The sequence below is a fragment of the Saccharopolyspora indica genome, assembly GCF_027853965.1.
Classification (GTDB): domain Bacteria; phylum Actinomycetota; class Actinomycetes; order Mycobacteriales; family Pseudonocardiaceae; genus Saccharopolyspora; species Saccharopolyspora indica.
In genome coordinates, this window is the sequence record NZ_JAQGLB010000034.1 from 27,351 (window position 1) to 54,195 (window position 26,845).

Genomic DNA, 26,845 nt, shown 5'->3' on the forward strand with positions numbered 1-26,845 from the left:
CTCTTGACCTGGAATTTAACCAGGTCGCATGCGGGTGCTGTCCGGTTTTCGCGGACGGGTGCGTCGATTGTCACCTCCGGCCGGTGCGGGTGCGGTGGTCGGCGAGCAGTTCGCCGAGGGTCGCGCCGAGGACGGCGGCGTGCGGTGCGCGCACCATCGCGTGGTGGTCGCCGGGAACCTGGCGGACGGTGAGCGGGCCGCGCACGTGGGGCTGCCAGCCCGCGGCCGCTTCCTCGGTCGAGCGCGGTTCGGCCACCAGCAGGTCCACGCGGCCCGCGTAGGTGCCGGGCTGCCAGCGCGCCCCGGCCGTGGTGGCCGCGACCGCGACCCGCGCGCGGGCCAGCGCGCTCCGGCGCTCGCGCGGCCGGACCTGGCCGGACGTGGTCAGCGCGGTCACCGCGTGCTCGTACCGCTCCGCCTCGGCCAGGGCGCGCAGCTCCGCCGGGTCGAGGGTGACCGGGGGCAGGCCGGTGGACAGGCCGCAGCTCGCGACGAACTCGGCGAGCGCGTCCGCCTCGTCCAGTCCGGCGGGCAGTCCGCCGGGCGGCCTGGAGTCCAGCAGCGCCACCAGGCCGACCTGCTCGCCCCGCGCGGCCAGCTCGGTGGCCATGGCGAACGCCAGCCAGCCGCCGGAGGACCAGCCCGCCAGGTGGTAGGGGCCCGCCGGGGCGATCTCCCGCACGGTCGCGAGGTGCCGGTCCACCAGCGCGGACATCTCGTCCAGCACCGGGCCGCCCGCGAGCCCGGGGGCCTGCAGCCCGTACGCGGGCAGGTGCTCCGGCAGGTGCTCGCCGAGGGCCAGGTAGGGCAGGGCGGTGCCGCCGACGGGGTGCACGAGGAAGAGCGGTGCGCCGGTGCCGGATTCCTTCACCGCGACCACCGGCGCGGTGGCGTCGGCGGCGGCCGGGACCTCGCCCAGCACGACGACCCGCGCCAGCTCGGCGAGCGTCGGGTGGCGGAAGAACTGCTGCGGGGTCACCGCGATCCCGGACCGGGCGGCGAGCTCCACCGCGCGGATCACGCTGAGCGAGCTGCCCCCGAGGTCGAAGAAGCCGTCCGCCGCGGACACCCGGTCGAGGTCGAGGACCTCGGCCCACACGTCCGCGAGCGCGCGCTCGGCCGGGGTGGCCGGTTCGACGTGGGCCCGCTGGTGCCCCGTCGAGTCCGGGGCGGGCAGCGCGGCGCGGTCGACCTTGCCGTTGGGGTTGAGCGGCAGCCGGGCCAGCCACAGCACCCGCGCGGGCACGAGGTGCTCGGGAAGCCGTTCCCGCAGCGCGGCTTTGGCCTCCGCCTCGTCGACCGGGGCGGGACCGGAGACGTAGCCGATGAGCCGGGTCTCCGCGGCGTCGCGGCGGGCCACCACCACGGAGGCGGCCACGCCGGGCAGGGCGCGCAGCGCGGCCTCGACCTCGCCCAGCTCGATCCGGAAGCCCCGCACCTTCACCTGCTCGTCGATCCGCCCGGCGTAGGCCAGGCCTTCCGCGGTCCAGCGCACGTGGTCACCGGTGCGGTACATGCGGGATCCGGGCGGGCCGGAGGGATCGGGCAGGAACCGCTCGGCGGTCAGGCCGGGCCGGTCGAAGTACCCGCGGGCCAGGCCCGCGCCCGCCACGTGCAGCTCACCCCACACGCCTTCCGGCACCGGCCGCAGATGCTCGTCCAGCACGTGCACCCGGGTGTTGCCGATGGGGCGGCCGATGGGGACGGGGCCGGTGACCGCCGGAGCACCGGGTTCGAGCTCGAACACCACGCAGCCCACGGTGGCTTCGGTGGGCCCGTACTCGTTGACGACCCGCGCGCCCGGGTGCCGGTCGCGCCAGCGCTGCAGCACCGCGCCGTCCAGGGCCTCGCCGCCGATGACCAGGTCGCGGGCGTCGGAGGCGGTGTGCGGCAGGGCGTCCAGCAGCCGCAGGTGGCTCGGGGTGATCTTGAGCAGGTCCGGGCGCGCGGTGTGCTCGCCCAGGTCCCCGAAGCGCACCCGGCCGCCGGTGATCAGCGGCGTGAACAGGTTGGTGACGGGCATGTCGAAGGCCACCGAGGAGTGCACCAGCGTCTCGCCCGCGGCCGCCGGGTACAGCGCCGCCGCCTCGCTGAGGTAGGCCGCCAGGGAGGCGTGCTCGACCACCACGGCCTTGGGCCGCCCGGTGGAACCGGAGGTGTAGATCAGGTAGGCGGCCGTGCGCGGGTGGGGCGCCAGGTCCAGGTCGTCGCCGGGGCCGTCGAGCGACGGGAGCTCGGTGAGCACCACCTCGGCGCGGGAGTCGTCGACCAGCAGGCTGATCCGCTCGGCCGGGTAGCCGGACTCGACGGGCAGGTAGGCGGCTCCGGCTTTGAGCACCCCGAGCAGCGCGACCATCAGGTCGACCGAGCGGGGCAGCACCACGGCCACCACCGACCCCGCGCCCGCGCCGCGCGCCCGCAGGTGCCGGGCGAGCTGGTTGGCCCGCCGGTTCAGCTCGGCGTAGGTCAGGGCGCCTGCGTCGTCCAGCACCGCGACCGCGTCCGGCGTCCGCCGCACCTGGGCCTCGAACCGTTGCGGCAGCAGGGCTTCCGGCCGTTCGACCGCGGTCGCGTTGCGCTCGGCCAGGAGCCGGTGCTCGACCGGGGCGAGCAGGTCCAGTTCGGACAGTCGTGCGCCTGGATCGGCCACGGCGGCGGTGAGCAGGCGTTCCAGGTGGTCCAGCAGGCGCACCATGCGGTCCTGGTCGAACAGCTCGGTGGAGTACTCCAGGCTCAGCTCGATCCCGCCCGCGTTCGCGCGTTCCCCGAACCCGAGGCCCGCGTCGAACCGGGCGGTGCGGCCGGGCGAGGCGACCGGGGACATGGTCAGCGAGCCGAACCGGGCCTCGTCGTCGCCCGCCTCGGTCTGGAACAGCGAGATCTGGAACAGCGGGTTGCGGCCGGGGTCGCGGTCCGGGCGGAGCGCGCGCACCACCTCGTCGAAGGGCACGTCCTGGTGGTTGTGCGCGCCGAGCACGGTCTCGTGCGCCCGGGCCAGGAGCTCCCGGAAAGTGGGGTCGCCGTCGGTGGACACGCGCAGCACCACCGAGTTGGTGAAGAACCCGATGAGGCCCTCCAGCTCGGTGCGGGTGCGGCCGCCGAAGGTCGAGCCCAGCGCGATGTCGCGCTGCCCGGAGTACACCGACAGCACCGCGGCCAGGCCCGCGGTGAGCACCGGCAGCATCCGGGTGCCGGTGCGGGCGGCCAGGTCCAGCAGGTCGCGGTGCAGCGAGGCGGGCAGCAGGTGGTGCAGGTCGCGCCCGGCGAAGGTGGGCTCGGCGGGGCGGGGGCGGTCGGTCGGCACGGCCAGCGTCGGCAGGTCCGCCAGCCGCTCGGTCCAGTACCGCAGACCGTCCGCTGTGGACTGATTGCGCTGCCAGGAGGCGTAGTCGGCGTACTGCACGGGCAGTTCCGGCAGCTCCGGCTCGCGCCCGGCCTCGTGCGCCAGGTAGGCCTGCGCCAGCTCGCCGAGCAGGACCGGCACCGACTCGGCGTCGATGGAGATGTGGTGCGTGCACAGCACCAGCAGGTGGTCGTCCTCGGCGGCCCTGGCCAGGCCGGCGCGCAGCATGGGATCGGTGGCCAGGTCGATCGGCCGGGTGCCCTCGGCCGCCGCGAAGTCGACCAGCGCGGTCGTCGGCTCGCCGGTCAGGTCGGTCACCGGCAGCGGCACCAGCTCCGGGGCGGGCCCGGCCAGCTGGCGCGGCCCGTCCGGGGTGCTGAGGTAGCGGGTGCGCAGGATCTCGTGCCTGCCGACGACCGTGGTCAGCGCGCGCTGGAGGGCGGTCACGTCCAGCTCGCCGCGCAGCCGCAGGGCGAGAGGGGTGTTGTACACGGCCAGTCCGGGGGCGGCGCGGTCGAAGAACCACAGGCGCTCCTGGGCGAAGGACAGCGGCAGCGGCCCCGTGCGCGGTACCCGGCGGACGCGGTCGTCCGCCGCCTGGTCCCTGCGGGTGTCCCGCACCTCGGCGAGGAGCTTCGCCCGCTGCTCCGGCGAGAGCGCCGCCAGTCGTCGCTTCAGGTCCTGTCGGGTTGCCGCCATCGCCTTCGCTGCCCCTTCTCCGGTGCCGGACTCAGCCAGCTCGGAGCTTCGTCCCCGGCCCGCGCGCCCGGGAGTCGGGGTAATGACCGACAGGCCCGGACGCGCGTCGGCGTGCGACGGTCGGCCTGCCCGGAAGCGGGCGAGCGATTCCCCAGGGCCGCGCCGACCAGTCACCGGCGCCGCCGACTCCAGTCTTCCTACCGAGTTCGAGTGCAGCGGAGGGGTGTATGAGTGCCTTTGGCGTAGCCACGGGTGGTCTCACTGAGAAGGACCGGGACCGGTTCGCCGACCTCACGGTCCGCGACGGGTACACGGTGATGCGCCGGGAGGACCTGCGCCCGTTGATGACGGGGGAGGACTTCCGCTCCCTCCGGCGGGCCTGGAACGACCTGTGCCTGGACACCGAGCTGGCCGACGGCGGCACGTACCGCTACCGCCGGTACGGGCGGCTCGCGGTGGAGGTGACCGAGCAGGGGGTGCAGTTCGCGCCGCTGCCGCACGCCACCTTCCGCCAGGACGTCATCCCGCTGTGGCAGGGCAAGGACCGCTCCTTCGCCCCGATCAGCGAGGAGGTGCTGCTCGGCGCGGGCATGCGGGCCCTGGTCGGCCTCGACGCGCAGCTGGCCAGCGCGGTCTCCGGCCGCACGTCGTGGACGGTGGGCATCCACCTGATCCGCGTGATCGCCCCGCTCGGCGCGGTCGGCAAGCCCACCCCGGAGGGCCGCCACCGCGACGGGCACCTGTTCGTCGGCATGCACCTGCTGCGCCGCGACGACTGCGACGGCGGTCTGTCCACTGTGTACCCCGAGCGGCGCGAGCCGGTCAGCCTCACCCTGACCGACCCGCTGGACTCCATGTTCGTCGACGACAACCGCGTCATGCACGAGGTCTCCCCGACCCGCGCGGCCGAGGTGGTGGACGGCATCCGGGACATGCTGCTCGTCGACCTCAACGCACCCGGGGCGGAGTAGCGAAGTGATCACCGACGAGGTGGAGCTGCTCCGCTCCACGATCGCGATCCCGTCGGTCTCCGGCGGGGAGCAGGCCGTGTCCGCCTTCCTCGCGGGCCGGATGCGGGCCGCGGGCTTCGACGCGCACGTCGACGCGGTCGGCAACGTGCACGGGGTCGTCGGCAGCGGCGGTCCCGAGATCGTGCTGCTCGGGCACATCGACACCGTGCCCGGCGACCTGCCCGTCCGCACCGACGGCGAGGTGCTGCACGGCCGCGGCTCGGTCGACGCGAAGGGACCGTTCGCGACGTTCGTGTGCGCCGCCGCGCGGGTGGCCGAGACCATCGCCGCGCGCGTGCGCGTGATCGGCGCGGTGGACGAGGAGCGCACCTCGGTCGGTGCCCGCCACCTGCTGCTCTCCGGCATCCGGCCGGACGCGCTGGTCATCGGCGAGCCGAGCGGGGTGCACCGCGTGGGCATCGGCTACAAGGGCGTCTTCCGGTTCCGGGTGGAGGTCGTGCGGCCCAGCGCGCACACCTCCTCGGCCGCCGCGACCGCCGCTGAGGTGGTCGTGCAGCTGTGGCAGACCGTGCGCGACCGGCTGGCCCGGCGCTACCCCGGCGAGCTGCCCCTGTTCGAGCAGGCGCTGCCGTCGGTGGTCGACCTGCGCGGTGACCTGGAGAACGCCTCGGTGGAGGTCTCCTGCCGGGTCCCGATCGGCTTCGACCCGGAGGCCTTCACCGCCGAGCTGCACGAGCTGGCCGAGGCGGCGGGCGCGCACCGGGTGCACGTGATCGAGAGCGTGCCCGCCGTGCGCTCGCCCCGCACCGACCCCGTGGTGCGGGCGCTGACCGCGGCGATCCGCGCCGCGGGCGGCAGCCCGGTGCCCAAGCTCAAGCTCGGCACCGCCGACTGGAACGTGGTCGGGCCGAGCTGGCAGTGCCCGGTCGCGGCCTACGGGCCCGGCGACTCCCGGCTCTGCCACACCCCGGACGAGCACATCCGGATCCCCGAATACCTCGCCGCCATCGAAGTGCTCGCCGACGCGCTCCCGCGCCTGGCGGCCTCGGTGCGGCCCCAGCTCGCCACCGCCGGTGGCGGATCTAGCCGAAGTGGAGGCAGCACGTCGTGACGATGGACCAACGGCCCCTGGCCGTGCTCACCTCGCGGGTGCGGCTGGAGGAACGGCTGCTGCTGGCCGAACTGCGCCGCCGCGACGTCGACTTCGTCCAGGTCGACACCCGCACCCTGGCCCTGCGGCTGGAGACGGGCCAGGACCTGGCCGTGCCCTACCGGGGCGCGCTGAGCCGGGAGATCTCGCACACCCGGAACTCCTACGTCAGCAAGCTCTTCGAGCACGCGGGCGTGCCCGTGGTGAACAGCTCGCAGCTGATCGACCTGTGCGGGGACAAGCTGCTCACCACGCTGGCGCTGCGCGAGGGCGGCCTGCCCACCATCCGCGCCATGGCCACCCTGGTGCCCGAGGCCGCTCTGTCCAACATGGACGACTTCGGCTACCCGGCCGTGGTCAAGCCGCTCACCGGGTCCTGGGGCAAGCTGATGGCCCGCCTGCGCGACCACGAGGACGCCGAGGTCGTGCTCGAGCACCGCGGCGCCTTCCCCGGGCCGCAGCACCAGATCACCTTCGTGCAGGAGTACGTCGACAAGCCCGGCCGCGACATCAAGGCCTACGTCTTCGGCGGCGAGGTCATCGGCGCGATCTACAAGGTGCACGACCACTGGCGCACCAACACCGCCCGCGGCGGCCGGGCCGAGGTCTGCCCGCTCACCGACGAGCTGGAGAAGCTGCTGCAGGACACCGCCCGCGCGGTCGGCGAGGGCGTGCTCGGCATCGACGTCATCCAGCACCGCGACGGCACCGCGTACGTCAACGAGGTCAACCACACCCCCGAGTTCCACGGCGCGATCGAGGTGCTGGGCGTGGACCTGGTCGGCGCCTACCTGGACTACGCGCTCGGCCAGCTCGACCTGTGGGGCCAGCGGTGAGCCCCCGGACCGCGCCGCTCGCGCTGGCCGGGCCGGTGGCGAGCCGGGGCCAGGTCCTCGACCTGCCCGCAGGCGTCTACGACTGGCTGCACCTGGAGGTCGACGCGCCGGTGGCCGACGAGCACACCGCGTGGCTGCACTACGCGGGCGGCCTGGACCCCGAGATCCTCGTGGTGCCCGGCGGCACCGCCGGCTGGACCCGGCTCGCGGTGCCGCGCCGGGACGTCCTGCTCGGCGTGCGCCTGCCGGACGCGCCGGAGCTGGTCGTCCGCTCGGTGTCCCTGATCAGCCCGGCCGGTGCGGAAGTGGGGGCGTCCCATGGCTGACAGGCTCGCCATGCTCGGCGGCAAGCGCGAGGTGGCCAAGTCCGAGAACACCAAGGAGCGCACCGGCTGGCCGGTGGTCACCGAGGCCGAGCGCGAGGCGGTGCTCGGGGTCTTCGACGCCGGGCTGTACACCTCCAACGACGGCGGCCGCGGCGCGGTGTCCGGGTTGCAGCGCGACTGGGCCGACTACACCGGCGTCCGGTACTGCGCGGCGGTCGCGAACGGCACCGCCGCACTGGAGCTGTCCCTGGCCGCGCTCGGCCTGGAGCCCGGCGCCGAGGTCCTGGTGCCCGCGCTGACCTTCATCGGCTCGGCCATCCCGGTGGTGCAGCGGCTGCTCGTCCCGGTCTTCGTCGACGTCGACCCGGTCACCTACACCGTGGACCCGGCCGCCGCCGAGGCCGCGATCACCCCGCGCACCCGCGCGATCATCGCGGTGCACCTGCACGGGCTGCCCTGCGACCTCACCGCGCTGCGCGCGCTCGCCGACAAGCACGGGCTGCACCTCGTCGAGGACGCCGCCCAGGCGCAGGGCGCGGAGTACCGGGGCCGCAAGGTCGCCTCCTTCGGCGACATCAACGCGATCAGCCTCAACGTGGTCAAGAACCTGCCCACCTGCGGTGAGGGCGGCCTGGTCACCACCGACGACGAGGAGCTCCACGAGCGCGTCGTGCTGCACCGGCAGTTCGGCGAGGACCTGCGCGCGGGCAAGGACCGCGACTACATCTCGCGCGTGCTCGCGGGCAACGAGAAGCTCTCCGGCGTGCAGGCGGCGTTCACCCGAGCGCAGCTGTCCACTTTGGACGCCAATCAGGCCGCGCGGGACCGGGGCGTCCGGGCGTTCCTGGACCGGCTCGCGCAGCTGCCCGGCATCACCACCCCGCACTGCCCGGCCGATCGCACGCACGCCTGGCACATCCTGCGGCTGCGCTTCGACCCGGCCGCGGCGGGCCTGCCCGACGTGCACCCGGGCGCCTTCCGGGCCGTGCTCGCGCGGGCGCTGAAGGCCGAGGGCGTGCCGGTGCAGCCGTACCAGGTGGTGCCGCTGCCGGGGCAGCAGGCGTTCCAGCGGCTCGCCGGGCTCGGCGGCTACCCGTGGCGGCTGCCCGGGGCCGCGCCGGTCAGCTACCGGATCGACGACCACCCGGTCAGCCTGGCGGTCATCGAGGACTCGCTGACCCTGCAGCGCGTGCACCTCAACCCGGCGTCCGCGCCGCTGCTGCTGCGCTTCGCCGACGCCTTCGCCAAGGTCTGGGCCAACCTGGACTCGCTGGCACCGGTCGCGCGCAGCATGGACTACCGGCCGCCGTGGCACGCGGCGATGACGATGGAGGCGAGCGCATGAGCGCCGAGGCCGCGGCCTACCGCGTGCGCGAACGCGTGCTCAAGATGGGCACGGGCGCGCACGGCACGCACATCGGAGGCAGCCTGTCCTGCGCGGACGTGCTGACCCTGCTGTTCACCGAGGTCCTGCGGCTGCGGCCGGAGGATCCCCGGTGGGACGGGCGGGACCGGTTCGTCCTCAGCAAGGGCCACGCCAGCGCCGCGCTGTACGGCGCGCTCGTCGAGCGCGGCTACCTGGCCGAGGAGGAGCTGGCCACCTACGCGCGGGAGGGCAGCCGGCTGGCCGGGCACCCGCTGCGCCGCTTGCCCGGGGTGGAGTTCCCCAGCGGCTCGCTCGGGCACGGCCTCTCCCTCGGCGCCGGGGTCGCGCTCGGGCTGCGGCGCACCGGCCGGGACAGCCGCACGTTCGTGCTGCTCGGCGACGGCGAGCTGCAGGAGGGTTCGGTGTGGGAGGCCGCGATGTTCGCGGGCACCCAGCAGCTGGACAACCTCATCGCGGTCGTGGACCGCAACGGGTTGCAGATCACCGGGCCCACCACCGGCCTGGAGCCGCTGGCCGAGCGCTGGCGCACCTTCGGCTGGCACGCCGTCGAGGTGGACGGGCACGACCTGGCCGCGCTGCGCGCGGTGTTCGCCGACCTGCCCACCGGCAAACCGGTCGTGGTCATCGCGAACACGGTCAAGGGCAAGGGCGTGCCGCTGTTCGAGGACAAGAAGAAGAGCCACTCCGTCCAGCTGACGCCGCGCCTGTACCAGCGCGCCGTGGCTGGCCTGAAGTCGACGAGGCCGTCATGACCACTGCTGAGCTCGAGACCGCCGCGCCCACCTGGGCGGAGCGCTACTCGGCCTCCTCCCGCGAGGTGTACCGGCGGGTGCTGGCCGAGCTGGCCGCCACCGATCCCCGGCTGTTCTGCGTGGACTCCGACATGGGCGGGCTGGAGGACGTCTTCGGCGCGCCGCTGCCCGAGCAGTACGTCAACGTCGGCATCGCCGAGGCCAACCTGATGAGCGTCTCGGCGGGCCTGGCCGACACCGGGTTCCTGCCGTACGCCAACACGATCGCCGGGTTCGCCGCGGCGCGGGCCTGCGAGCAGGTGAAGGTGGACATCGCGGGCAACAACCTGCCGGTGCGCATCGTGGTCACCCACTCGGGAGTCTCCGCCGGACCGTACGGGCCCACGCACCACTCCCTGGACGACGTCGCGATCATGCGCACCTTCCCGAACATGACGGTGGTGGTGCCCAGCGACGCGGCCGAGACCGAGTGCGTGATCCGGTCCACCGTGGACCTCCCGGGTCCGCTGTACGTGCGGCTGGGGCGCGGGGCCACACCGCTGGTGAACACCGAGCCGTACGAGTTCGTGCTGGGCGAGGCGCGCTGGTTGCGCTCGGGCGACGACGTGACGATCGTGGCCACCGGCGCCCACCCGGTCCACATGGCCCTGGAGGCGGCGGAGATCCTGGCGCGGCGGGGGATCGGGGCCCGGGTGCTGAACATGCACACCGTCAAGCCGATCGACCGGGCGGCGCTGGTCCGCGCGGCCGCCGAGACCGCGGGCATCGTCACCGTCGAGGACCACGTGGTCGTCGGCGGGCTCGGGGCGGCGGTGTGCGAGGTGGTGTCGGAGGAGCGGCCGTGCCCGGTGCGCCGCATCGGGCTGCCGGACGCCTACTTCGACCACGTCGCCGACGAGCGCGAGCTGCTGGTGCACGCCGGGGTCTGCCCGGAGCGCATCGCCGAGGCCGCGCTGGCGGTCGGCGGCTGGTGACGGTCGGCCGGACGTGGCGTTCCGCCCGGGGTCGGCGGGGGAGCGCCACGTCCGCGCGTTCAGGCCTGGCCGCGCACGCCGGGCAGGCGCCACCAGGCCAGCAGCTCCGGGTGCGCGGTGCGGGGCATCGCGAACGCGGGGATCTCGCGAGCCGGGCGGTCGAAGCGCAGATCGGGCGAACCGGCTTGCGCGGCAAGGGTTTCCCGCACCGCTGCCAGCTCCTCGGGTCCGGCGCCGGGCCACAGGTCGGCGCCCAGGAGGTGCTCGCGGTGCGAGGGAACGCCCTCGGTCACGCTCGCCGCCGTGCCCGAGCCGGTGTCCCACCACGTCACCGCCACGCCCTCGGCGACGTCCCCGGCCTCCGGGTACGGCAGCGGGTCCGCGAGGTCGCGCACCATGTGCACCTCGGACAGCGGCTTGTCCCCGGCGGGGAAGTGCCGCACCGTCCGGTAGCCGACGCGGGCGTAGAACGCCGGGTTGCCGCGCTCGACCACCGCGTCCAGCACCACCCCGCGCGCGGCCTCCGCGCGGGCCGCGCCCTCCAGGCTCCGCAGCAGGGCCCGGCCGGTGCCCGCCCGGCGCACCCAGGGCGCGACGGCCAGGCGGCGGACCTCCCAGGTCTCGCCGACGGCCGCGCGGACCGCGCCCGCGACCTCGCCGTCCGCGGTGGCCACCCACAGCCGCAGCCCGGCAGCCAGGTCCGCGCGGACCTGCTCCGGGGTGCTCGACGCCCCGTCGGCGGTCGGCAGGCCCGGAACCAGGTCGCCCGCGGCGTAGGCCGCCGACGTGATCCGGGAAATGGTCTCGGCCAGCTCATCGGAAAGCGATTCGACCGCTGTGATTTCGAATTGGCTGGTCTTTTCTTCCAGCGAAGTCATGACCGACAACATACGCGAGTGTGATGGCATGAAGAACACCGTCGTCGACATTTCCGCGCTCTGCGACAACCGCGGAATACAACCACCGGGAACCGAGGGGGAATACGGGTTCAACGTCTGGTCCAACACCTTCCCGGCCGAGGAGCTGCCCGAGCCGGGCGGCCTCGTACCGGTCGCCGGCGTCCCCTTCGAGTTCCCCGCCCGGCCCGCGCCCGGCGGGGACAACATCCGGTGCCGGGGCCAGCTCGTGGAGGTGCCGCCCGGGGAGTACGACTGGCTGCACCTCCTCGGCGCGGCCGAGCGGCGGACCGAGGACCAGGTGCTGCTGCACTACCGGGACGGCACCGTGCGCGAGGAGTGGCTGCGCATGTCCGACTTCTGGCCGCAGACCGATGCCCGGTTCGGCGAGCCGCTGGCCTTCCGCACGTCGGCGATGCGCTACCCGCGGCACACGCACCGCTCGCACGCCCCCTCGATCTGGCAGCAGCGCGTCCCGGTCACCGTGCCCGGGGAGATCACCGCGGTGCGGCTGCCGGACAACCCCGCGATGCACGTCTTCGCCCTGACCCTCAGCACCGACCTGGAGGCCCGTCGTGCGAGTTGAGCTGGCCCCCGTCCGCTACTGGCGGCACGACCTCGGGCACTGCCTGCACACCACCGCCGGTGTGCTGCTGGACCACCACGGCCTGGACCCGGTCGAGGTGCTCGGCGCCGGGTGGGGCTTCCACTACCCCGGTGACCTGCGGCGGGAGGAGTACTACCTGCCCGGCGCGGCCGAGTCGCTGTTCAGCGGGCTGGCCCCGCACCACCGGATCAGCTCCCGCTGGCACACCCCCGCCGACGCCGAGACCGGCTGGCTGGAGGTGCGCGCGCAGCTGCTGGCCGGGCGGCCGGTCGCGGTGGCCGCGGACAACTTCCACCTGCCGTTCCGCCCCGCCCACCGGGACGTGCACACCAACCACCTGCTCGTCGTCCACGGCTTCGACGACGAGGCGGCGGAGGTGCTGGTCGCCGACCCGGTGCCGCCAGCGTTCCAGGGCGCCATCCCGCTCGCCGAGTTCACCGCGGCCCGCGACTCCGGCAACCCGGTCAAGCACGACCGCGACCTGTTCTTCACCGCCAACCCCATCGGCAACCGCTGGCTGGAGCTCACCGTCGAGGACGGGCAACCCGCCTTCGACCAGGACTTCTTCCGGCACGTACTCGCCGGGAACCAGCGCGGCTTCACCGATCCGGCCGACCCGGCGACCAGCGGCCTGAGCGGCCTGCGGACCTTCCTGACCGGCAACATCGACGCCCTGGCCGACGAACCCGGCCTGGTCGACGAGATGTTCGTGGTCATCGGCCCGGTGCTCGCCGTCGCGGGCCTGCACGCCGAGTACCTGGCGCTGGCGGGACGGCGCTTCGACGACCACCGCCTGCTGGAGTGCGCGCGCCTGGTCGACCGGATCGCCCACCACTGGACCGCCCTGCGCATCGCCGTGGCCACCTGCCGCGACGACCGCGCCGCGGCCGTGCCGTCGCTGCACCGCCGCGCCCGGCGGCTGCTCGCCGAGCACGAGCTCGTGCTGGACGAGATCGAGCGCGTGCTCGGGTAGGGGATTTCCCCTACTCCCGGCCGGGGCCCCGTTTCCGCCATTCTAATTCCGTCTGGTCCTCAATCCGCCGAATTCGTCGGCGGACGATGCGGGAGGAATGCTGAAGTGAGCGTTCAGGCTTGCCCGGAATGCGCGGCGGACGTGTCCGTCGCCGATGCTCCGGAACTCAACGAGATCATCGAATGCGGTGAATGCGCGGGCGAGCTGGAGGTCGTCTCCGTCGACCCGCTGATCATCGCGGTCGCGCCCGAGGCCGAGGAGGACTGGGGCGAGTGATTCGCGCCGCGATCGTCGGTGGAGCCGGGTACATCGGAGGTGAACTCCTCCGGCTCCTCCTCGGGCACCCCGAGGTGGAGCTGGTGGCCAGCACCTCCGCCCGGCTCGCCGGCAGGCGGGTGGACGGCAGCCACCCGAACCTGCGCGGCCTCACCGACCTCACCTACAGCGACCCCGACGCCCTGCCCGACTGCGACGCGGTCTTCTTCGCCAGCTCCGGCCTCGACGACCCGGCCCGGCGGGCCGCCCAGGCGAGCCGGGCCAAGCTGGTCTTCGACCTCAGCTCCGACCTCCGCCTCACCGACCCGGCCCTGTTCGCCGCGCACTACGGCGCGCACCCGACCCCGGAGGTCCTCGGCACCGCCACCCGCGGCCTGCCCGAGGTCGACCGGACGGCCCTGCGCACCGCGGACCTGGTGTCCGTGCCCGGCTGCATGGCCACCGCGGGCATCCTCGGCCTGCGCCCGCTCGCCGAGCTCGTCGACGGACCGGTCACAGTGGACGGACGAGTCGGCTCCAGCGGCTCCGGCGCCTCGGCGGGCGAGATGAACCTGCACGCCGAACGCGCCAACGTGCTCCGCGTGTTCGCCCCGCTCGGCCACCGGCACCAGGCCGAGATCGGCCAGGCCACCGGCCTGACCGTGCGCATGACCGCCACCGGCGTGGACGCGGTGCGCGGGGTGCAGGTGCTCTGCCGCACGCAGGTGCGGGAGGGCGTCACCGAGACCGACATCCGCAAGGCCTACCGCGCCGCGTACGCCGACGAGCCGTTCGTGCGGGTGGTGGCCCAGAAGCGCGGCAACTACCGCCTGCCCGAACCGAAGATCCTGCTCGGCTCCAACTTCTGCGACGTCGGCTTCGCCCTCGACGCGGACACCCGCGAGCTGCTGGTCATCGGTGCCCTGGACAACCTGGTCAAGGGCGGCTCGGGCAACGCGGTGCAGAGCCTGAACATCCGGATGGGCTGGGACGAGCGCCTGGGCCTCGGCTTCCCGGGCCTGCACCCCGTCTGATCCGCTCCGATCCAGGGAGATCATCATGACCGACCACGTCACCGTGGTGAAGTGCGGCGGCGGCCTCGCGCTGGACCGGGAGGCGGTCTGCCGGGACCTGGCCGAGCTGTCCGCCGCCGGGAAGCCGGTGGTGCTGGTGCACGGCGGCGCGGCCGACGCGGACCAGCTGGCCGGGCGGCTCGGCGTGCCTCAGCGCAGGTTGACCACGCCGAGCGGTTCCTCCAGCCGCTACACCGATCCGGCCACGCTCGAGGTGCTGCTGATGGCGCTGGTCGGCAAGGTCAAACCCGGCCTGGTGGCCGCGCTCGCCCGGCACGGCGCCCGCGCCGCCGGTCTGACCGGCATGGACGCGAACCTGGTGCGCGCCAAGCGCACCGCCACCCACCGGGCGGTGCTGGACGGGCGCAAGGTGGTCGTCCGCGACGACCACAACGGCCGCATCTCCGCCGTGGACCCCGCGATCCTGACCGCGCTGCTGGACCAGCGGATCGTGCCGGTGGTGTCCCCACCCGCGCTGGGCGAGGACGACGAGCCGGTCAACGTGGACGCCGACCGGGCCGCCGCGGCCATCGCCGCCGCGCTGTCCGCAGTGGTCTCAACGGACCTGGTGCTGCTCACCGCCGCGCCCGGGGTGCTGGCGGACCACACCGACGAGAGCACGCTGCTGCCCGACTTCCGGGTGCCGCCGGAGGGTCCGGTCGGCGCGGAGGCCACCGGCGGCATGACCGTCAAGCTGCAAGCCGCCCGCGACGCCCTCCGGGGCGGCGTGGGCACGGTAGTCATCGCCGACGGACGCGGCGGCAGCCCGGTGAGCAGCGCGCTCGCCGGTGCCGGGACCCGCGTGCGGGTGGCCGAACTGGCAGGGAGTCACTGATGTCGAGTCCGGTGCGGCCCGCTGGGCGCAGCCTCGCGGACACCCGCAAGGCGCTGCTCGCCCTGCGGGAGAAGCAGCAGAAGTCGGTGCGCGCCACCAGCGACACCGTCACCCCGGTCCCGCGCGACCGGGCGCTGCCGTTGTCGTTCACCCAGCAGCGGCTGTGGTTCCTGGACCAGTGGTCGCCGGGCCAGGCCGTGTACAACTCGCCGGTCGCGCTGCTGCTGCGCACCGAGCTGGACCACGCGGCCTTCCAGGGCGCGCTGACCGACCTGGTGGCGCGGCACGAGGTGCTGCGCACGCGCTACCCGGTCGAGAACGGCGTGCCCTACCAGGAGATCGAGCCCGCGCCGGAGTCGGTGCCGCTGCCGGTGACCGACCTGACCGGGGCCTCGCGCGCCGAGGTCGAGGACTGGGTGTCGGCCTTCGCCCAGCAGCCCTTCGACCTGGAGCGCGGCCCCGTGCTGCGCGCGGCGCTGGGCAAGCTCGCCGACCGCGAGCACGTGCTGGTGCTGAACATGCACCACATCGCCACCGACGGCGCCTCCACCGGCATCGTCACCGCCGAGCTGGTCGAGCTGTACCAGGCCCGCCGCCAGGACCGGCCGACGCTGCTGCCCGCGCTGCCGGTGCAGTACGCCGACTACGCGGTCTGGCAGCGCGGCCACCTCACCGGCGACGTCCTGGACGAGCAGCTGGCCTACTGGCGGCAGCGCCTCACCGACCTGCCCACGCTCGACCTGCCCACCGACCGGCCGCGCCCGGCGATCCCCAGCCAGGCGGGCGCGACCCTGGAAGTCCTGCTGCCGCCCGAGTTGCGGGACCGGCTAAACGCGGTGGCCCGCGAGGAGCGCGTCACCCTGCTCACCGTGGTGCTGGCCGCGTTCACCGCGCTGATGGCCCGCTACACCGGGCAGGAGGACGTCGTGCTCGGCTCGGTGTTCTCCGGCCGCAACCGGCCCGAGGTCGAAGGCCTGGTCGGCTTCTTCGCCAACACGCTCGTGCTGCGCACCCCGGTGCACGGCGACCCGAGCTTCCGGGAGCTGCTGGCCCGCGTCAACGAGACCGTGCTCGGCGCGCACTTCCACCAGGACCTGCCGTTCGGGCGGCTGGTCGAGGAGCTGCGCCCGGACCGCGATCCCAGCCGCAACCCGCTGTTCCAGACCTGCTTCACCCTGCAGCACGCCACCGTGGAGTCCGCGACGGTCGGCGACATCGAGGCCGAGGCCTTCCCGATGGAGATGGGCACCTCGCGGTTCGACCTGGCCGTGCAGCTCACCGAGATCCCCGAAGGCCTGCGCCTGTGGGCGGAGTACTCCACCGAGCTGTTCGACACCGACCGCATCCAGCGCCTGTTCGACCACTACACCGAGATCCTCACCGCTGTCGCCGCGAGCACCGAACCGCGGCTGAGCGAGCTGCCGGTGCTGACCGCGGCCGAGCGCGAGGCGCTCACCGGAACCTGGAACGACACCGCGCGCCCGGTTCCCGACATCACCCTGCACCAGCTCTTCGAGTCCGTTGTGGACAGACAGCCGGACGCGGTGGCCACCCGGTTCGAGGGCGCGGCGCTGACCTACGCCGAGCTGGACGCCCGCGCCAACCAGGTGGCATGGGCGTTGCGCGCCCGCGGAGTCGGCCCGGAGACCGTGGTCGGCGTGCTGCTGGAGCGCGGCCCCGGCCTGCCCACGGCCTTCCTCGGCATCCACAAGGCGGGCGGTGCCTACCTGCCGCTGGACCCGGACCACCCGGCCGCGCGCTGGGAGCTGGTGCTCGGCGAGGCCCGGTCCGCACTGGTGGTCACCACCACCGATCGGGCCGGCGCGCTGCCCGAGGGCGTCACCGCGATCTGCCTGGACGCGCTCGGCGAGCAGTCCGCGCAGCGCCCGCCGGTCACCGCCCGGCCGGACAACCTGGCCTACCTGATCTTCACCTCGGGCTCCACCGGCCGCCCGAAGGGCGTGCAGGTCGAGCACCGCTCCATCGTCAACTTCACCGCGGGCATCATCGAGGAGTTCCGGCTGACCGCGGGCGACCGCGTGCTCCAGTTCGCCAACCCCTCCTTCGACGTCAGCCTGTTCGACTTCTTCGCCGCCCTGTGCTCCGGCGCCACCCTGGTGCACGCCCCGCGCCGCACCCTGCTGGACCAGGACGACCTGGCCGAGCTGATGCGCGCCGAGCGGGTCACCGTCACCGACCTGCCGCCCGCCGTGCTCGGCCTGCTCGACCCCACCGCGTTCCCCGACCTGCGCGCCCTGTTCGTCGGCCTGGAGGCCTTCCCCGGCGAGCTGGTCAACCGGTGGAACACGCCGGGCCGCGAGTTCCACAACGGCTACGGGCCCACCGAGGCGACCGTGGCGTGCATCGACCACCGCTGCCCGCAGGTCGAGCACACCGCGATGCCGCCCATCGGCGCACCGCTGGCGAACTACCAGGCGCACGTGCTCGACGAGCGCGGGAACCTGGTGCCGGTCGGCGTGCCCGGTGAGCTGCACATCGGCGGGGTTGGCGTGGCCCGGGGCTACGCCAACCGGCCCGGGCAGACCGCGGAGAAGTTCGTGCCGGACCCCTTCGGGCCCCCGGGCAGCCGCCTGTACCGCACCGGTGACCTCGTGCGCCGCCGCGCCAACGGCGACCTGGAGTTCGTCGGCCGGGTGGACGACCAGGTCAAGATCCGCGGCCTGCGCGTGGAGCCCAGCGAGATCGAGCACGTCGTCAAGCAGCACCCCGCGGTCGACGAGGTCGCGGTGATCGGCCAGCGCCACGGCGCCGACGCCCGCCTGCTCGCCTACCTGACCGCAGTGGACGGTCAGGAGCTGGACACCGAGCAGCTGCGCAAGCACCTCACCGGCGAACTGCCCGCCTACCTGGTGCCCGCGGTGTTCACGGTGCTGCCCGAGCTGCCCCGCGCGGCCAGCGGCAAGCTCGACCGCAAGCGCCTGCCCGAACCCGGGGCGGCCACTGCGGTCCACGACCCCGTGCCACCGCGCAACCCCACCGAGGAGGCCCTGGCGGTCATCTGGCGCGAGCTGCTCGGCCTGCCGGAGCAGGCGCCGGTCGACGTGCACGACAACTTCTTCGCCGCGGGCGGCACCTCGCTCAAGATCACCCGGCTGGCCTCGCGCATCCGCGACCGCTTCGGCGTGACCCTCGAACTCCAGGACCTGTTCACCAGGGCCAGCGTCGCCGAGCTCGCCGAACTGGTCGAAGCCAACGAGATCGCCGACGTCGACGACGCGGAGCTGCTGCGGCTGCTGCAGGAGGTGGAGGGATGAGCGCGCCGCTGCTCGACCACGACCCGGTGCTCACCCCGGCGCAGGCGGAGTTCCGCAGCCAGGTGCGGGCCTTCTTCGCCGAGGACCGGGTGCGCGAGCTCGCCGAGGAGATCGCCGGCTACCCGGTGGGCACCGAGGCCGCGCTGCTGCCGGTCTACCGCTGGCTCGGCGAACGGGGCTGGCTCGCCCCCAACTGGCCCGTGGAGTACGGCGGTGCCGGGCTCGGCTCGGTCGAGGCGGCCATCGTCACCGAGGAGATGACCCTGGCGGGCATCCCCGACGACGTGCACGTGCTCAGCATCGACATCGTCGGCATGTTCCTGCTGCTCGAGGGCACCGAGCAGCAGAAGCGCGCGCACCTGCCCGCGCTGGCGGCGGGGGAGCGCATCGCCACCGTGCTCTTCACCGAGCCCGGTGCCGGGTCCGACCTGGCCTCGCTGCAGACCCGAGCGGTCCGCGACGGCGACGGCTGGCGCCTGTCCGGCAGCAAGGTCTTCAACATGAAGTCCCAGCACGGCGACGTGGCGCTGTGCGCGGCCCGCACCAGCGACGGCCCGGTGGCCATGCACGGCATCACGCTGTTCCTGCTGCCGCTGCGCTCGCCCGGCGTGCACGTCGAACCCGTGCCCAGCAGCGCCAACGACCGGTTCAACCTGGTCGTCATCGACGGCGTCCGGCTCACCGAGGCCGACGTGGTCGGGCGGGTGGACGACGGCTGGGTGCTGATGAACGACCTGCTCCAGCTGGAGCGCACCGGCATCGACTTTCACGCCAAGGCCCGCCGCCTGCTCGACCTCGTGCTCCGGCGCGCGGCCGAGACCGGGCGGCTGGCCGACCCGGCCTGCGCCATCCCGCTGGCCGAGCTGGACGCGAAGCTGCGCGCCGGGCACGCCCTGGCCTGGCAGATGGTCCGCAACCTCGGCGAGCACGAACCGGACCCGGTCGCCTCGGCCATGTCCAAGTGGTACGTCACCGAGCTGTTCCAGCCGATCCTGACCGCCGCGGCCGACGTCGACGGCCTGGACGCGGTGCTCACCGCCTGGGACGGCGAGGCGCCCGCGCTCGGTCAGCTGGAGGCCGGCTACCGGTTCGGGCCCTCGCACCGGCTGGCCTCCGGCACCTCCGAGGTGATGCTGATGCTGATCGCGACCAACGGACTGGGGCTGCTCTGATGACCGCCGTCGCCGAACTCTTCCACCCCGACCTCAACCCGACCCTGCGCAGGCTGGGCGAGCGGCCCAAGGGCGCGGGCCGGGCCAGACCGTCCGAAGAGGACAGCCAGGTGCGCGAGACGGTGTGGGCCACTCTCGCCGAGCTGGACGGGTTGCGCGGCCCCGGGCTGCTCGACACCGCCGAGCTGATGGGGCCCGGCCTGTACCAGAGTCCGTTCCTGGACACCGTTTTCGCCGCCGAGCTGCTCGCCGCGGACGGGCGCTTCGGCGCCGAGCTCGACCGCATCGCCACCGGGGAGCTGACGCTGGCCGTCGCGATGCGCGAGCACGGCACCGACGAACCCGACCAGCCGGCCGAGCTGACCGTGGCGGAGGGCCGGGTCACCGGTGTGCGCCGGTTCGTCGCCTTCGCCGCCGACGTGGACCACCTGCTCGTCGTCGGCGGCCCGGAACCGGTGCTGGCCCTGGTGCCCGTGCGGCAGCCGGGCGTGCGCACCCGCAGGCAGGACGACCTCGGCCGCGGCGACCTCTACGAGGTGGTCCTGACCGGTGCGCAGGCCCAGCTGCTCACCTCGGGCGGGCATTACGCCACCGCGCTGGCGAACGCGCGGCTGCGGCTGGCCGCGCACCTGGCCGGGATCGCGCGCGGCGCCGTGGAGCTGTCCACCGCGCACCTGAAAGACCGGCAGGCCTTCGGTGCGCCCCTGGCCCGCCAGCAGGTCCTGGCGCACCGGCTGGCCGCGCTCGCCGCGCGCACCACCGCCGTGCTGACCTTCGCCCGCACCGCCGACCGGGCCGCCGGGGCCGGTGCGGACGTGCGAATGCCCGCGGCGCAGGCGTTGTTCCTGGCCGCCGACCTGGCCCGCGAGGCGGCCGCCGAGGCCGTGCACCTGCACGGTGCGCGCGGGCTGACCGAGGAGTGCGACGCGAGCGTCTTCCACCGCCGGGCCGCGGTCGCCGCACTCACCCTCGGCACCCCGGCCGGGCTGCGCCGCCTGGCCGCCACCTTGCTCGCGAACGCACACACGGTTTGAGACGGAGACGTTGTGACGACCCCAGCCACCGACCCGGTGCCCCTGCTCCAGGAGCTGATCCGGATCAACACCACCAACCCGCCCGGTGACGAGGGCGCCTGCGTGGCGCACATCGCCGAGATCCTGGCCCAGTGCCCGGAGGTCGACGTCCAGGTCCTGGGCCCCGACGACAACCGCACGAACCTCGTCGCCCGCTTCCCCGGCCGGGGCGAGGCGGCCCCGCTGCTGCTGCACGGCCACTCCGACGTCGTCCCGGTGACCGGCCAGGACTGGCTCTACCCGCCCTTCGAAGGCCTGCTCGTCAACGGCGAGGTGTGGGGCCGGGGCGCGATCGACATGAAGGGCGGGCTGGCCATGATGCTCTCCGCCCTGATGCGCTTGCGCGAGGCCGGGGAGCGCCCCGCCGGGGACGTGGTGCTGGCCGTCGTGGCCGACGAGGAGAACGGCAGCCGCGTCGGCGCCGGGTACCTGATGAACAACCACCCGGAGCTCTTCGACGGCATCCGCTGCGCGATCGGCGAGGAAGGCGGCGCGGGCATCGAGCTCGGCGGCTGCCGCTTCCACCCGGTCGTGGTCGCGGAGAAGCGGGCGTGCTGGCTGCGCATCACGCTGCGCGGCCCGAGCGGCCACGGTTCGCGCCTGGCCCCGCCGGACAGCGCGGTGGCCAAGCTCGGCCGCTTGCTCACCGTGCTCAGCGGGGTGCGCCTGCCCCGCCACCAGACCGACGCCGCCGACCGCATGCTGGCCGCGCTGGCCGCGGCGCTGCCGGAACCGCTGGACGAGGCGGTGCGCAGGCTGCGCGCCGACCGCGTCCGCGACAACATCCCGGCCGGTCTGCCGCTGGAGGAGGCGCTGTACCTGGATTCGGTGCTGCGCCACACGATCAACCCGACCGTGGTGCGCACCACCGAGAAGATCAACGTGGTGCCGGGCGAGATCTCGGTGGACCTGGACGGTCGCATCCTGCCCGGCGAGTTCTCGGTGGCCGACTTCACCGCCGAGCTGCGCGAGCTGATCGGCGAGGACGTCCAGGTGGACCTGCTGCTGGAGGGCTCGAAGGTCGAACCGGCCGCGCTGGCCGAGCCCGAGTTCGGCGACTTCTACGACTGCCTGGTCGAGATCCTCACCAAGGCCGACCCGGACGCCGTGCCGCTGCCGATGATCACCCCGGCGTCCACCGACGCGCGGCTGTTCGCCCAGCTGGGCATCCGCTGCTACGGCTGGCTGCCCATGAAGCTCCCGGCGGGCACCGACTACCGCAGCCTGCTGCACCGCGCGAACGAGCGCATCCCCGTGGAGGCCCTCGAGTTCGGCACGCAGTGCCTGACCGAGCTGCTCCGCACCTACCGGTACACCAACTGCTAGGGAGCCCCTGCCATGCGATCGGCCTGGTTGAGCGAGGACCGCAAGGCCCTGCTGCGTCAGCTGCAACAGCGCAAGGGCCTCGGCGGCGCCGTGCCCAGGATCGAGGCCCGCCCCGACCCGACCGCGCCCGCCCCGCTGTCCCACGGTCAGCGCAGGCTCTGGTTCTTCGACCGCCTCCAGCCGGGCAGCGCGCTGTACAACGTGGCCGGGGGCGTCCGCTTCCGCGGCGCCCTCGACCGCGGTGCGCTCCGGCGCGCCCTCACCGCGATCCTGACCCGGCACGAGGTGCTGCGCACGACCTACCGCGCCGACGACACCGGTGGTGCGGTAGCGGTCGTCGGCCCGGTACCGCCCGTCGAGCTGCCGGTGTCCGATGTGGACGATGTGATGGCCGAGGCGCGCCGTCTGGCGGTGGAGCCGTTCGACCTGGCCACCGGTCCGGTGCTGCGCGCCCACCTGCTGCGCGTCGCCGCGGACGACCACCTGCTGGTGCTCAACGTGCACCACATCGCTTGCGACGGCTGGTCTTTGGAGGTCCTGCTGCGCGAACTGGTCGCCTGCTACGGCGATCCCGAGGCCCCGCTCGCCGAGCTGCCCGTGCAGTACGCCGACTACGCGGCCTGGCAGCAGGAGTGGCTGGCCTCCCCGGCGGGCGACGCGCAGCTCGCCCACTGGCGCGACCGCCTCGCCGGTGCGCCGCTGCTCGAGGTGCCCGCCGACCGCGCCCGCCCCGCCGAACCCGGCTTCGCCGGCGGCGCGCACACCTTCAGCCTGACCCCCGAGACCGGGCGCGCGCTGACCGCGCTGGCCGAGGCCGAGCGCACCACGCCGTTCGTGGTCGCGCTGACCGCCTTCGCCGCCGTGCTCGGCCGCTGGGCCGGGCAGGAGGACCTGGTCATCGGCATGCCCGTCGCGGGTCGTTCCCGCGCCGAGGTCGCGCCCCTGGTCGGGTTCTTCGTCAACACCTTGCCGCTGCGCCTGGACCTCTCCGGCGACCCGACCGTCCGGGACCTGCTGCGCCAGGTCCGCTCGGCGGTGCTCGACGCCCGCTCCAACGCCGACATCCCGTTCGACCACCTGGTGGAGAAGCTGCGCCCGGCCCGCGACGCCGGTGGCCGAACCCCGCTGGTGCGGCACCTGTTCCAGACCGACGAGGCCCCGTTCCAGCGGGTCACCGCGGGCGCGGTCGAGCTGGAGGTGGTGCCGCTGACCACCGGGACCGCCAAGTTCGACCTCAACGTGGACCTCACCCCGCTGCCGGACGGCGGCTGGACCGGGCAGGTCGAGCACAGCCGCGAGCTGTACGCCGACGAGACCGCAGCCCGGCTCACCGACAGCCTGCGGCTGGTGCTCTCCGCGCTGGAGCCCGAGCTGCCGGTGTCGCGGTTGCCGCTGCTCACCGACGAGCACCGCGCCGAGGTGGTCGACCGGCTGAGCGGTGCCTCGGTGCCCGCGCTGCGCTCCGGGCCGGTCACCCTGCACGGGCACGTCGAAGCCCAGGTCGACGCCACCCCGGACGCCGAGGCCGTGCGCTTCGAGGACACCGCGATCAGCTACGCCGAGCTGGACCGCCGCGCCAACCAGCTCGCGCACCTGCTGCGCTCGCGCGGCGTCGGCCCGGACACCGTGGTCGGCGTGTGCCTGCCCAGGAGCATCGAGCTGCTGGTGGCGCTGGTCGCCGTGCTCAAGGCGGGCGGCGCGTACCTGCCGCTGGAGACCGGCTACCCGGCCGCGCGCCTGGAGCTCATGCTCGCCGACGCGCGCGCCGCCGTGGTGATCGGCGACAGCACGTCATCCACAGTGGACGGTGTCGAGCTGATCTGCCCGCAGCGGGACGCCGCGCTGATCGCCGCCCAGCCGCAGACCCGGCCCGCCGTCGAGGTGTCCGAGCGCGACCTCGCCTACGTGATCTTCACCTCCGGGTCGACCGGCCGCCCCAAGGGCGCGATGAACGAGCACCGGGGCGCGCTCAACCGCATCCTGTGGATGCACCAGGCCTTCCCGATCGAGCCCGGCGAGGGCGTGCTGCAGAAGACGCCGATCGGCTTCGACGTGTCGGTGTGGGAGCTGTTCTGGCCGCTGATGGTCGGCGCCCGCGTGGTGCTCGCCCGGCCCGGCGGCCACGGCGACCCGGACTACCTGGCCGGGCTGATCGAATCCGCGTCGATCACCACCGCGCACTTCGTGCCGTCCATGCTGGCCGCCTTCCTCACCGCGCCCGGCCTCGCCCGCGCCGGCGCGCTGCGGCGCATCGTGTGCAGCGGCGAGGAGCTGCCCGCGAGCCTGGTCGACGACTGCGCGCGGCTGCTGCCGGACGTGCCGGTGTTCAACCTGTACGGCCCGACCGAAGCCGCGATCGACGTCACCTGGTACGACTGCCGCGACGGCTACGGCCACCGGGTGCCGATCGGCTTCCCGGTGGACGGCGCCCGGATCCACCTGGTGGACGAGCACCTCGCGCCGGTGCCCGCGGGCATGCCCGGTGAGCTGCTGATCGGCGGCGTGCCGGTGTGCCGGGGCTACCGCGACCGCCCGGCGCTCACCGCCTCCCGGTTCATCCCGGACCCGTTCGGCGCCCCGGGCGAGCGCCTGTACCGCACCGGCGACCTGGCGCGCCGCCGCCCGGACGGCGCGGTCGAGTACCTGGGCCGCATCGACGACCAGGTGAAGCTGCGCGGCATGCGCATCGAGCTGGGCGAGATCGAGGCCGCGCTGACCGCGCTGCCGGGCGTGGACTCGGCGGTGGCCGGGCTGCACACCGCGCACACCGGCCCGCGCCTGGCGGCCTGGCTGCGCGCGTCGCCGGAGCCCGACCTGGGCCGGGTGCGCGCGGCGCTGCGGGAGAAGCTGCCCGCGCACATGGTGCCCACCGATCTCGTGCTGGTCGACGAGTGGCCGTTGAGCCCCAACGGCAAGCTCGACCGCCGCCGTCTGCCCGAACCGGCCGCGGCCGACGTCGAGGGCGAGCACGTGCCCCCGGCCGACGACACCGAGCGCGCCCTGGTGCGGCTGTGGCAGGAAGTGCTCGGCGTGGCCCGCGTCGGCACCACCGACAACTTCTTCGACCTGGGCGGCCACTCCTTGCTGGCCACCCAGATCGTCCTCCGCGTGCGCTCGGCCTTCGGCGTCGAGCTGCCGCTGAACAAGCTGTTCGCCTCCCCGACGGTGGCCGCCATGGCGCAGGCCGTCCGGGAAGGCGCCCGGCGCCCGGCGAGCGGTCCCGGCCTGCGCCGGGTGGACCGCTCCCGCTTCCGCGCCCCCGTTCCGCCCACCGTCCCGCAGGAGCTGACCCCATGACCGAGGACTTGTACGTCCTGCCCGCCAGCTTCGGGCAGAAGCGGCTGTGGCTGCTGGAGCAGGTGCAACCGGACACCCCGCTGTACACGATGGCGGCGGCCCTGCACCTGCGCGGCCCGCTGGACGCCGCGGCCCTGAACCGGGCGCTGACCGCGGTGGTCGAGCGCCACGAGGTCCTCCGCACGGTGCTGCGGCTGGAGGGCGGCGACGTCGTCCAAGTGGTCCGCGCCCCGGGGCCCGTGGCGCTGGAGGAGTCCACAGTGGATGGTGGGCTGGTTGCGGCGGTGGCCCGGGCCGAGGAGCTGGCGGCGATCCCGTTCGACCTGGCCGAAGGACCCCTGCTGCGCTGCCACCTCCTGCGCCTGTCGGCGGAGGAGCACGTGCTGCTGAACGTCGTGCACCACGCGGTGGCCGACGGCTGGTCGATGGGCGTGCTGCTGAACGAGCTGATCGGCCTGTACGCCGACCCGGCGGCCGAGCTGCCGGAGCTGACCGTCCAGTACGCGGACTACTCGGTGTGGCAGCAGGAACAGCTGGACAGCGGCGAGCTGAACGGCCAGGTCGAGCACTGGCGCGAGGAGCTGGACGGCGTCCAGGAGCTGCGCCTGCCCGCCGACCGCGCGGCGCGGACCACCTCCGGCGCGCACGCGGTTCCGGTGAAGGTCCCGGCCGCGATGGTCCGCCAGCTCCGGCTGGTGGGCCCGAACGGCGTGACGGCCTCCATGGTGGCGATGGCGGCCTACGCCGCGATGCTGTCCCGCTGGAGCCGCCAGACCGACCTGGTGGTGGGAATCCCGGTGGCGGGCCGCACCGAGGTCGAGCTGGAACCCCTGGTGGGCTTCTTCGTGAACACCCTGCCGATCCGCCTGGACCTGAGCGGCGACCCCACCTTCCTGGACCTGCTGACCCAGGTCCGCGACCGCTCCCTGACGGCCTACGGCAACGCCGACGTCCCCTTCGAGCTCCTGGTGGAGGAGCTGAAACCGGACCGCCGCGCGGGCCGGCTCCCGCTGGTGCAGACCATGCTGGCGATCAACAACACCAGCCTGCCCCGGGCGACCGGGATCCAGGGTCTGGCGGTCGAACCCCTCCCGCTGCCCACGACCTCCGCCCACTTCGACATCACCGCGGACCTGGCCGAGCACCAGGACGCCCTGACCGGCACCCTGACGCTCTCCGCGGACCTGTTCACCGAGGACTCGGCCGCCCTGGCGGCAAAGTCCCTGACCGCGATCCTCCGTACCGCGGTGACCAGCCCGAGCACCCGCCTGGCCGACCTGCCCTGCCCCATCGCCGACGCCCGCCCGCTGGAAGACGCCCCGCTGCCGGAGGCGCCGCCCGTCCAGCAGGCGGCGGAGGGCGGCGACCCGTCGCCCCGCACCCCGGCGGAGCTGCTGCTGACCCGCCTGTGGTCGGAGATCCTGGAGGTCGACGCGGTGAACGTGCACCAGGAGTTCTACGCCTCCGGCGGCAACTCCCTGCGCGCGGTGCGGGTGGTCATGCGAGCCCGGGAGATGGGCGTGGAGCTCCCGGTGGAACTGGTCCTGGGCGAGCACACGATCCGCCAACTGGCCGCGGCCACCTGAGGGTCCCGGTTCCTGACGAGAGGTGGTGGGCCGGCCCGC

General features: G+C 74.1%; 20 protein-coding genes. 18 read left to right on the top strand and 2 right to left on the bottom strand.

The window, feature by feature from the left end; translation table 11 throughout:
* Nucleotides 1–70 precede the first annotated feature (70 nt).
* Nucleotides 71–4,042 carry an amino acid adenylation domain-containing protein gene (locus tag OU416_RS38650; RefSeq protein ID WP_270932060.1) on the bottom strand — a complete coding sequence of 1,324 codons (3,972 nt, stop codon included), beginning with the start codon at nt 4,040–4,042 and terminating at the stop codon, nt 71–73.
* Between the two features lie 227 nt (nt 4,043–4,269).
* On the opposite strand from OU416_RS38650, the gene OU416_RS38655 reads away from it, so the two are divergent.
* The 7 genes from OU416_RS38655 to OU416_RS38685 are packed head-to-tail and all read left to right on the top strand — an operon-like array spanning nt 4,270 to nt 10,438.
* Complete coding sequence (locus OU416_RS38655) at nt 4,270–5,013, top strand: 2OG-Fe dioxygenase family protein (protein ID WP_270932061.1); 744 nt, start codon at nt 4,270–4,272, stop codon at nt 5,011–5,013.
* Nucleotides 5,014–5,017: 4 nt separating this feature from the next.
* On the top strand, nt 5,018–6,124 hold the full coding sequence (locus tag OU416_RS38660; protein WP_270932062.1) for a [LysW]-lysine hydrolase: 1,107 nt from the start codon (nt 5,018–5,020) through the stop codon (nt 6,122–6,124).
* A gap of 2 nt (nt 6,125–6,126) precedes the next feature.
* The gene (gene lysX / locus OU416_RS38665) at nt 6,127–6,999 is read left to right on the top strand and encodes a lysine biosynthesis protein LysX (RefSeq protein ID WP_270932081.1); all 873 of its coding nucleotides are present in this window, start codon (nt 6,127–6,129) and stop codon (nt 6,997–6,999) included.
* Nucleotides 6,996–7,325 carry a hypothetical protein gene (locus tag OU416_RS38670; RefSeq protein ID WP_270932063.1) on the top strand — a complete coding sequence of 110 codons (330 nt, stop codon included), beginning with the start codon at nt 6,996–6,998 and terminating at the stop codon, nt 7,323–7,325. The genes lysX and OU416_RS38670 overlap by 4 nt, the downstream gene beginning before the upstream one ends.
* Complete coding sequence (locus OU416_RS38675; protein ID WP_270932064.1) at nt 7,318–8,670, top strand: DegT/DnrJ/EryC1/StrS family aminotransferase; 1,353 nt, start codon at nt 7,318–7,320, stop codon at nt 8,668–8,670. Before OU416_RS38670 ends, OU416_RS38675 begins: the two co-directional genes overlap by 8 nt.
* Nucleotides 8,667–9,464, top strand: a complete 798-nt coding sequence (locus OU416_RS38680; protein WP_270932065.1) for a transketolase — start codon at nt 8,667–8,669, stop codon at nt 9,462–9,464. Before OU416_RS38675 ends, OU416_RS38680 begins: the two co-directional genes overlap by 4 nt.
* Entirely contained in the window at nt 9,461–10,438 is a 978-nt protein-coding gene (locus tag OU416_RS38685) for a transketolase family protein (protein WP_270932066.1), read from the top strand. The genes OU416_RS38680 and OU416_RS38685 overlap by 4 nt, the downstream gene beginning before the upstream one ends.
* 59 nt (nt 10,439–10,497) lie before the next feature.
* Here OU416_RS38685 and OU416_RS38690 read toward each other — a convergent pair whose 3' ends face one another.
* A complete protein-coding gene (locus tag OU416_RS38690; protein ID WP_270932067.1) occupies nt 10,498–11,316 on the bottom strand; it encodes a GNAT family N-acetyltransferase in 819 nt (272 codons plus the stop codon).
* A gap of 28 nt (nt 11,317–11,344) precedes the next feature.
* Between OU416_RS38690 and OU416_RS38695 the strand changes: the two genes are divergently transcribed.
* From OU416_RS38695 to OU416_RS38745, 11 genes are all read left to right on the top strand, one after another.
* Nucleotides 11,345–11,920, top strand: coding sequence for a hypothetical protein (locus OU416_RS38695; protein WP_270932068.1), 576 nt, complete (start codon nt 11,345–11,347; stop codon nt 11,918–11,920).
* Nucleotides 11,910–12,914 carry a BtrH N-terminal domain-containing protein gene (locus OU416_RS38700; protein ID WP_270932069.1) on the top strand — a complete coding sequence of 335 codons (1,005 nt, stop codon included), beginning with the start codon at nt 11,910–11,912 and terminating at the stop codon, nt 12,912–12,914. Before OU416_RS38695 ends, OU416_RS38700 begins: the two co-directional genes overlap by 11 nt.
* 105 nt (nt 12,915–13,019) lie before the next feature.
* The gene (lysW, locus tag OU416_RS38705) at nt 13,020–13,190 is read left to right on the top strand and encodes a lysine biosynthesis protein LysW (RefSeq protein WP_270932070.1); all 171 of its coding nucleotides are present in this window, start codon (nt 13,020–13,022) and stop codon (nt 13,188–13,190) included.
* On the top strand, nt 13,187–14,203 hold the full coding sequence (gene argC, locus OU416_RS38710; protein ID WP_270932071.1) for an N-acetyl-gamma-glutamyl-phosphate reductase: 1,017 nt from the start codon (nt 13,187–13,189) through the stop codon (nt 14,201–14,203). Before lysW ends, argC begins: the two co-directional genes overlap by 4 nt.
* 25 nt (nt 14,204–14,228) lie before the next feature.
* Nucleotides 14,229–15,077 (top strand): [LysW]-aminoadipate kinase, encoded by an 849-nt coding sequence (locus OU416_RS38715; RefSeq protein WP_270932072.1) that lies wholly within the window; start codon nt 14,229–14,231, stop codon nt 15,075–15,077.
* A complete protein-coding gene (locus tag OU416_RS38720; RefSeq protein WP_270932073.1) occupies nt 15,077–18,352 on the top strand; it encodes a non-ribosomal peptide synthetase in 3,276 nt (1,091 codons plus the stop codon). Before OU416_RS38715 ends, OU416_RS38720 begins: the two co-directional genes overlap by 1 nt.
* The gene (locus OU416_RS38725) at nt 18,349–19,524 is read left to right on the top strand and encodes an acyl-CoA dehydrogenase family protein (RefSeq protein ID WP_270932074.1); all 1,176 of its coding nucleotides are present in this window, start codon (nt 18,349–18,351) and stop codon (nt 19,522–19,524) included. Before OU416_RS38720 ends, OU416_RS38725 begins: the two co-directional genes overlap by 4 nt.
* Nucleotides 19,524–20,558 (top strand): acyl-CoA dehydrogenase family protein, encoded by a 1,035-nt coding sequence (locus OU416_RS38730; RefSeq protein WP_270932075.1) that lies wholly within the window; start codon nt 19,524–19,526, stop codon nt 20,556–20,558. Before OU416_RS38725 ends, OU416_RS38730 begins: the two co-directional genes overlap by 1 nt.
* 12 nt (nt 20,559–20,570) lie before the next feature.
* Complete coding sequence (locus OU416_RS38735) at nt 20,571–21,923, top strand: M20/M25/M40 family metallo-hydrolase (RefSeq protein WP_270932076.1); 1,353 nt, start codon at nt 20,571–20,573, stop codon at nt 21,921–21,923.
* 12 nt (nt 21,924–21,935) lie between these two features.
* Nucleotides 21,936–25,220 carry an amino acid adenylation domain-containing protein gene (locus OU416_RS38740; protein ID WP_270932077.1) on the top strand — a complete coding sequence of 1,095 codons (3,285 nt, stop codon included), beginning with the start codon at nt 21,936–21,938 and terminating at the stop codon, nt 25,218–25,220.
* On the top strand, nt 25,217–26,806 hold the full coding sequence (locus OU416_RS38745) for a condensation domain-containing protein (RefSeq protein WP_270932078.1): 1,590 nt from the start codon (nt 25,217–25,219) through the stop codon (nt 26,804–26,806). The genes OU416_RS38740 and OU416_RS38745 overlap by 4 nt, the downstream gene beginning before the upstream one ends.
* Nucleotides 26,807–26,845 lie beyond the last annotated feature (39 nt).

Coding starts and splice junctions, on each gene's coding strand:
- OU416_RS38650 (WP_270932060.1), bottom strand. CDS start 4,042: ATGGCGGCAACCCGACAGGACCTGAAGCGACGACTGGCGGCGCTCTCG.
- OU416_RS38655 (WP_270932061.1), top strand. CDS start 4,270: ATGAGTGCCTTTGGCGTAGCCACGGGTGGTCTCACTGAGAAGGACCGG.
- lysX (WP_270932081.1), top strand. CDS start 6,127: ATGGACCAACGGCCCCTGGCCGTGCTCACCTCGCGGGTGCGGCTGGAG.
- OU416_RS38675 (WP_270932064.1), top strand. CDS start 7,318: ATGGCTGACAGGCTCGCCATGCTCGGCGGCAAGCGCGAGGTGGCCAAG.
- OU416_RS38680 (WP_270932065.1), top strand. CDS start 8,667: ATGAGCGCCGAGGCCGCGGCCTACCGCGTGCGCGAACGCGTGCTCAAG.
- OU416_RS38685 (WP_270932066.1), top strand. CDS start 9,461: ATGACCACTGCTGAGCTCGAGACCGCCGCGCCCACCTGGGCGGAGCGC.
- OU416_RS38690 (WP_270932067.1), bottom strand. CDS start 11,316: ATGACTTCGCTGGAAGAAAAGACCAGCCAATTCGAAATCACAGCGGTC.
- OU416_RS38695 (WP_270932068.1), top strand. CDS start 11,345: ATGAAGAACACCGTCGTCGACATTTCCGCGCTCTGCGACAACCGCGGA.
- OU416_RS38715 (WP_270932072.1), top strand. CDS start 14,229: ATGACCGACCACGTCACCGTGGTGAAGTGCGGCGGCGGCCTCGCGCTG.
- OU416_RS38720 (WP_270932073.1), top strand. CDS start 15,077: ATGTCGAGTCCGGTGCGGCCCGCTGGGCGCAGCCTCGCGGACACCCGC.
- OU416_RS38725 (WP_270932074.1), top strand. CDS start 18,349: ATGAGCGCGCCGCTGCTCGACCACGACCCGGTGCTCACCCCGGCGCAG.
- OU416_RS38730 (WP_270932075.1), top strand. CDS start 19,524: ATGACCGCCGTCGCCGAACTCTTCCACCCCGACCTCAACCCGACCCTG.
- OU416_RS38740 (WP_270932077.1), top strand. CDS start 21,936: ATGCGATCGGCCTGGTTGAGCGAGGACCGCAAGGCCCTGCTGCGTCAG.
- OU416_RS38745 (WP_270932078.1), top strand. CDS start 25,217: ATGACCGAGGACTTGTACGTCCTGCCCGCCAGCTTCGGGCAGAAGCGG.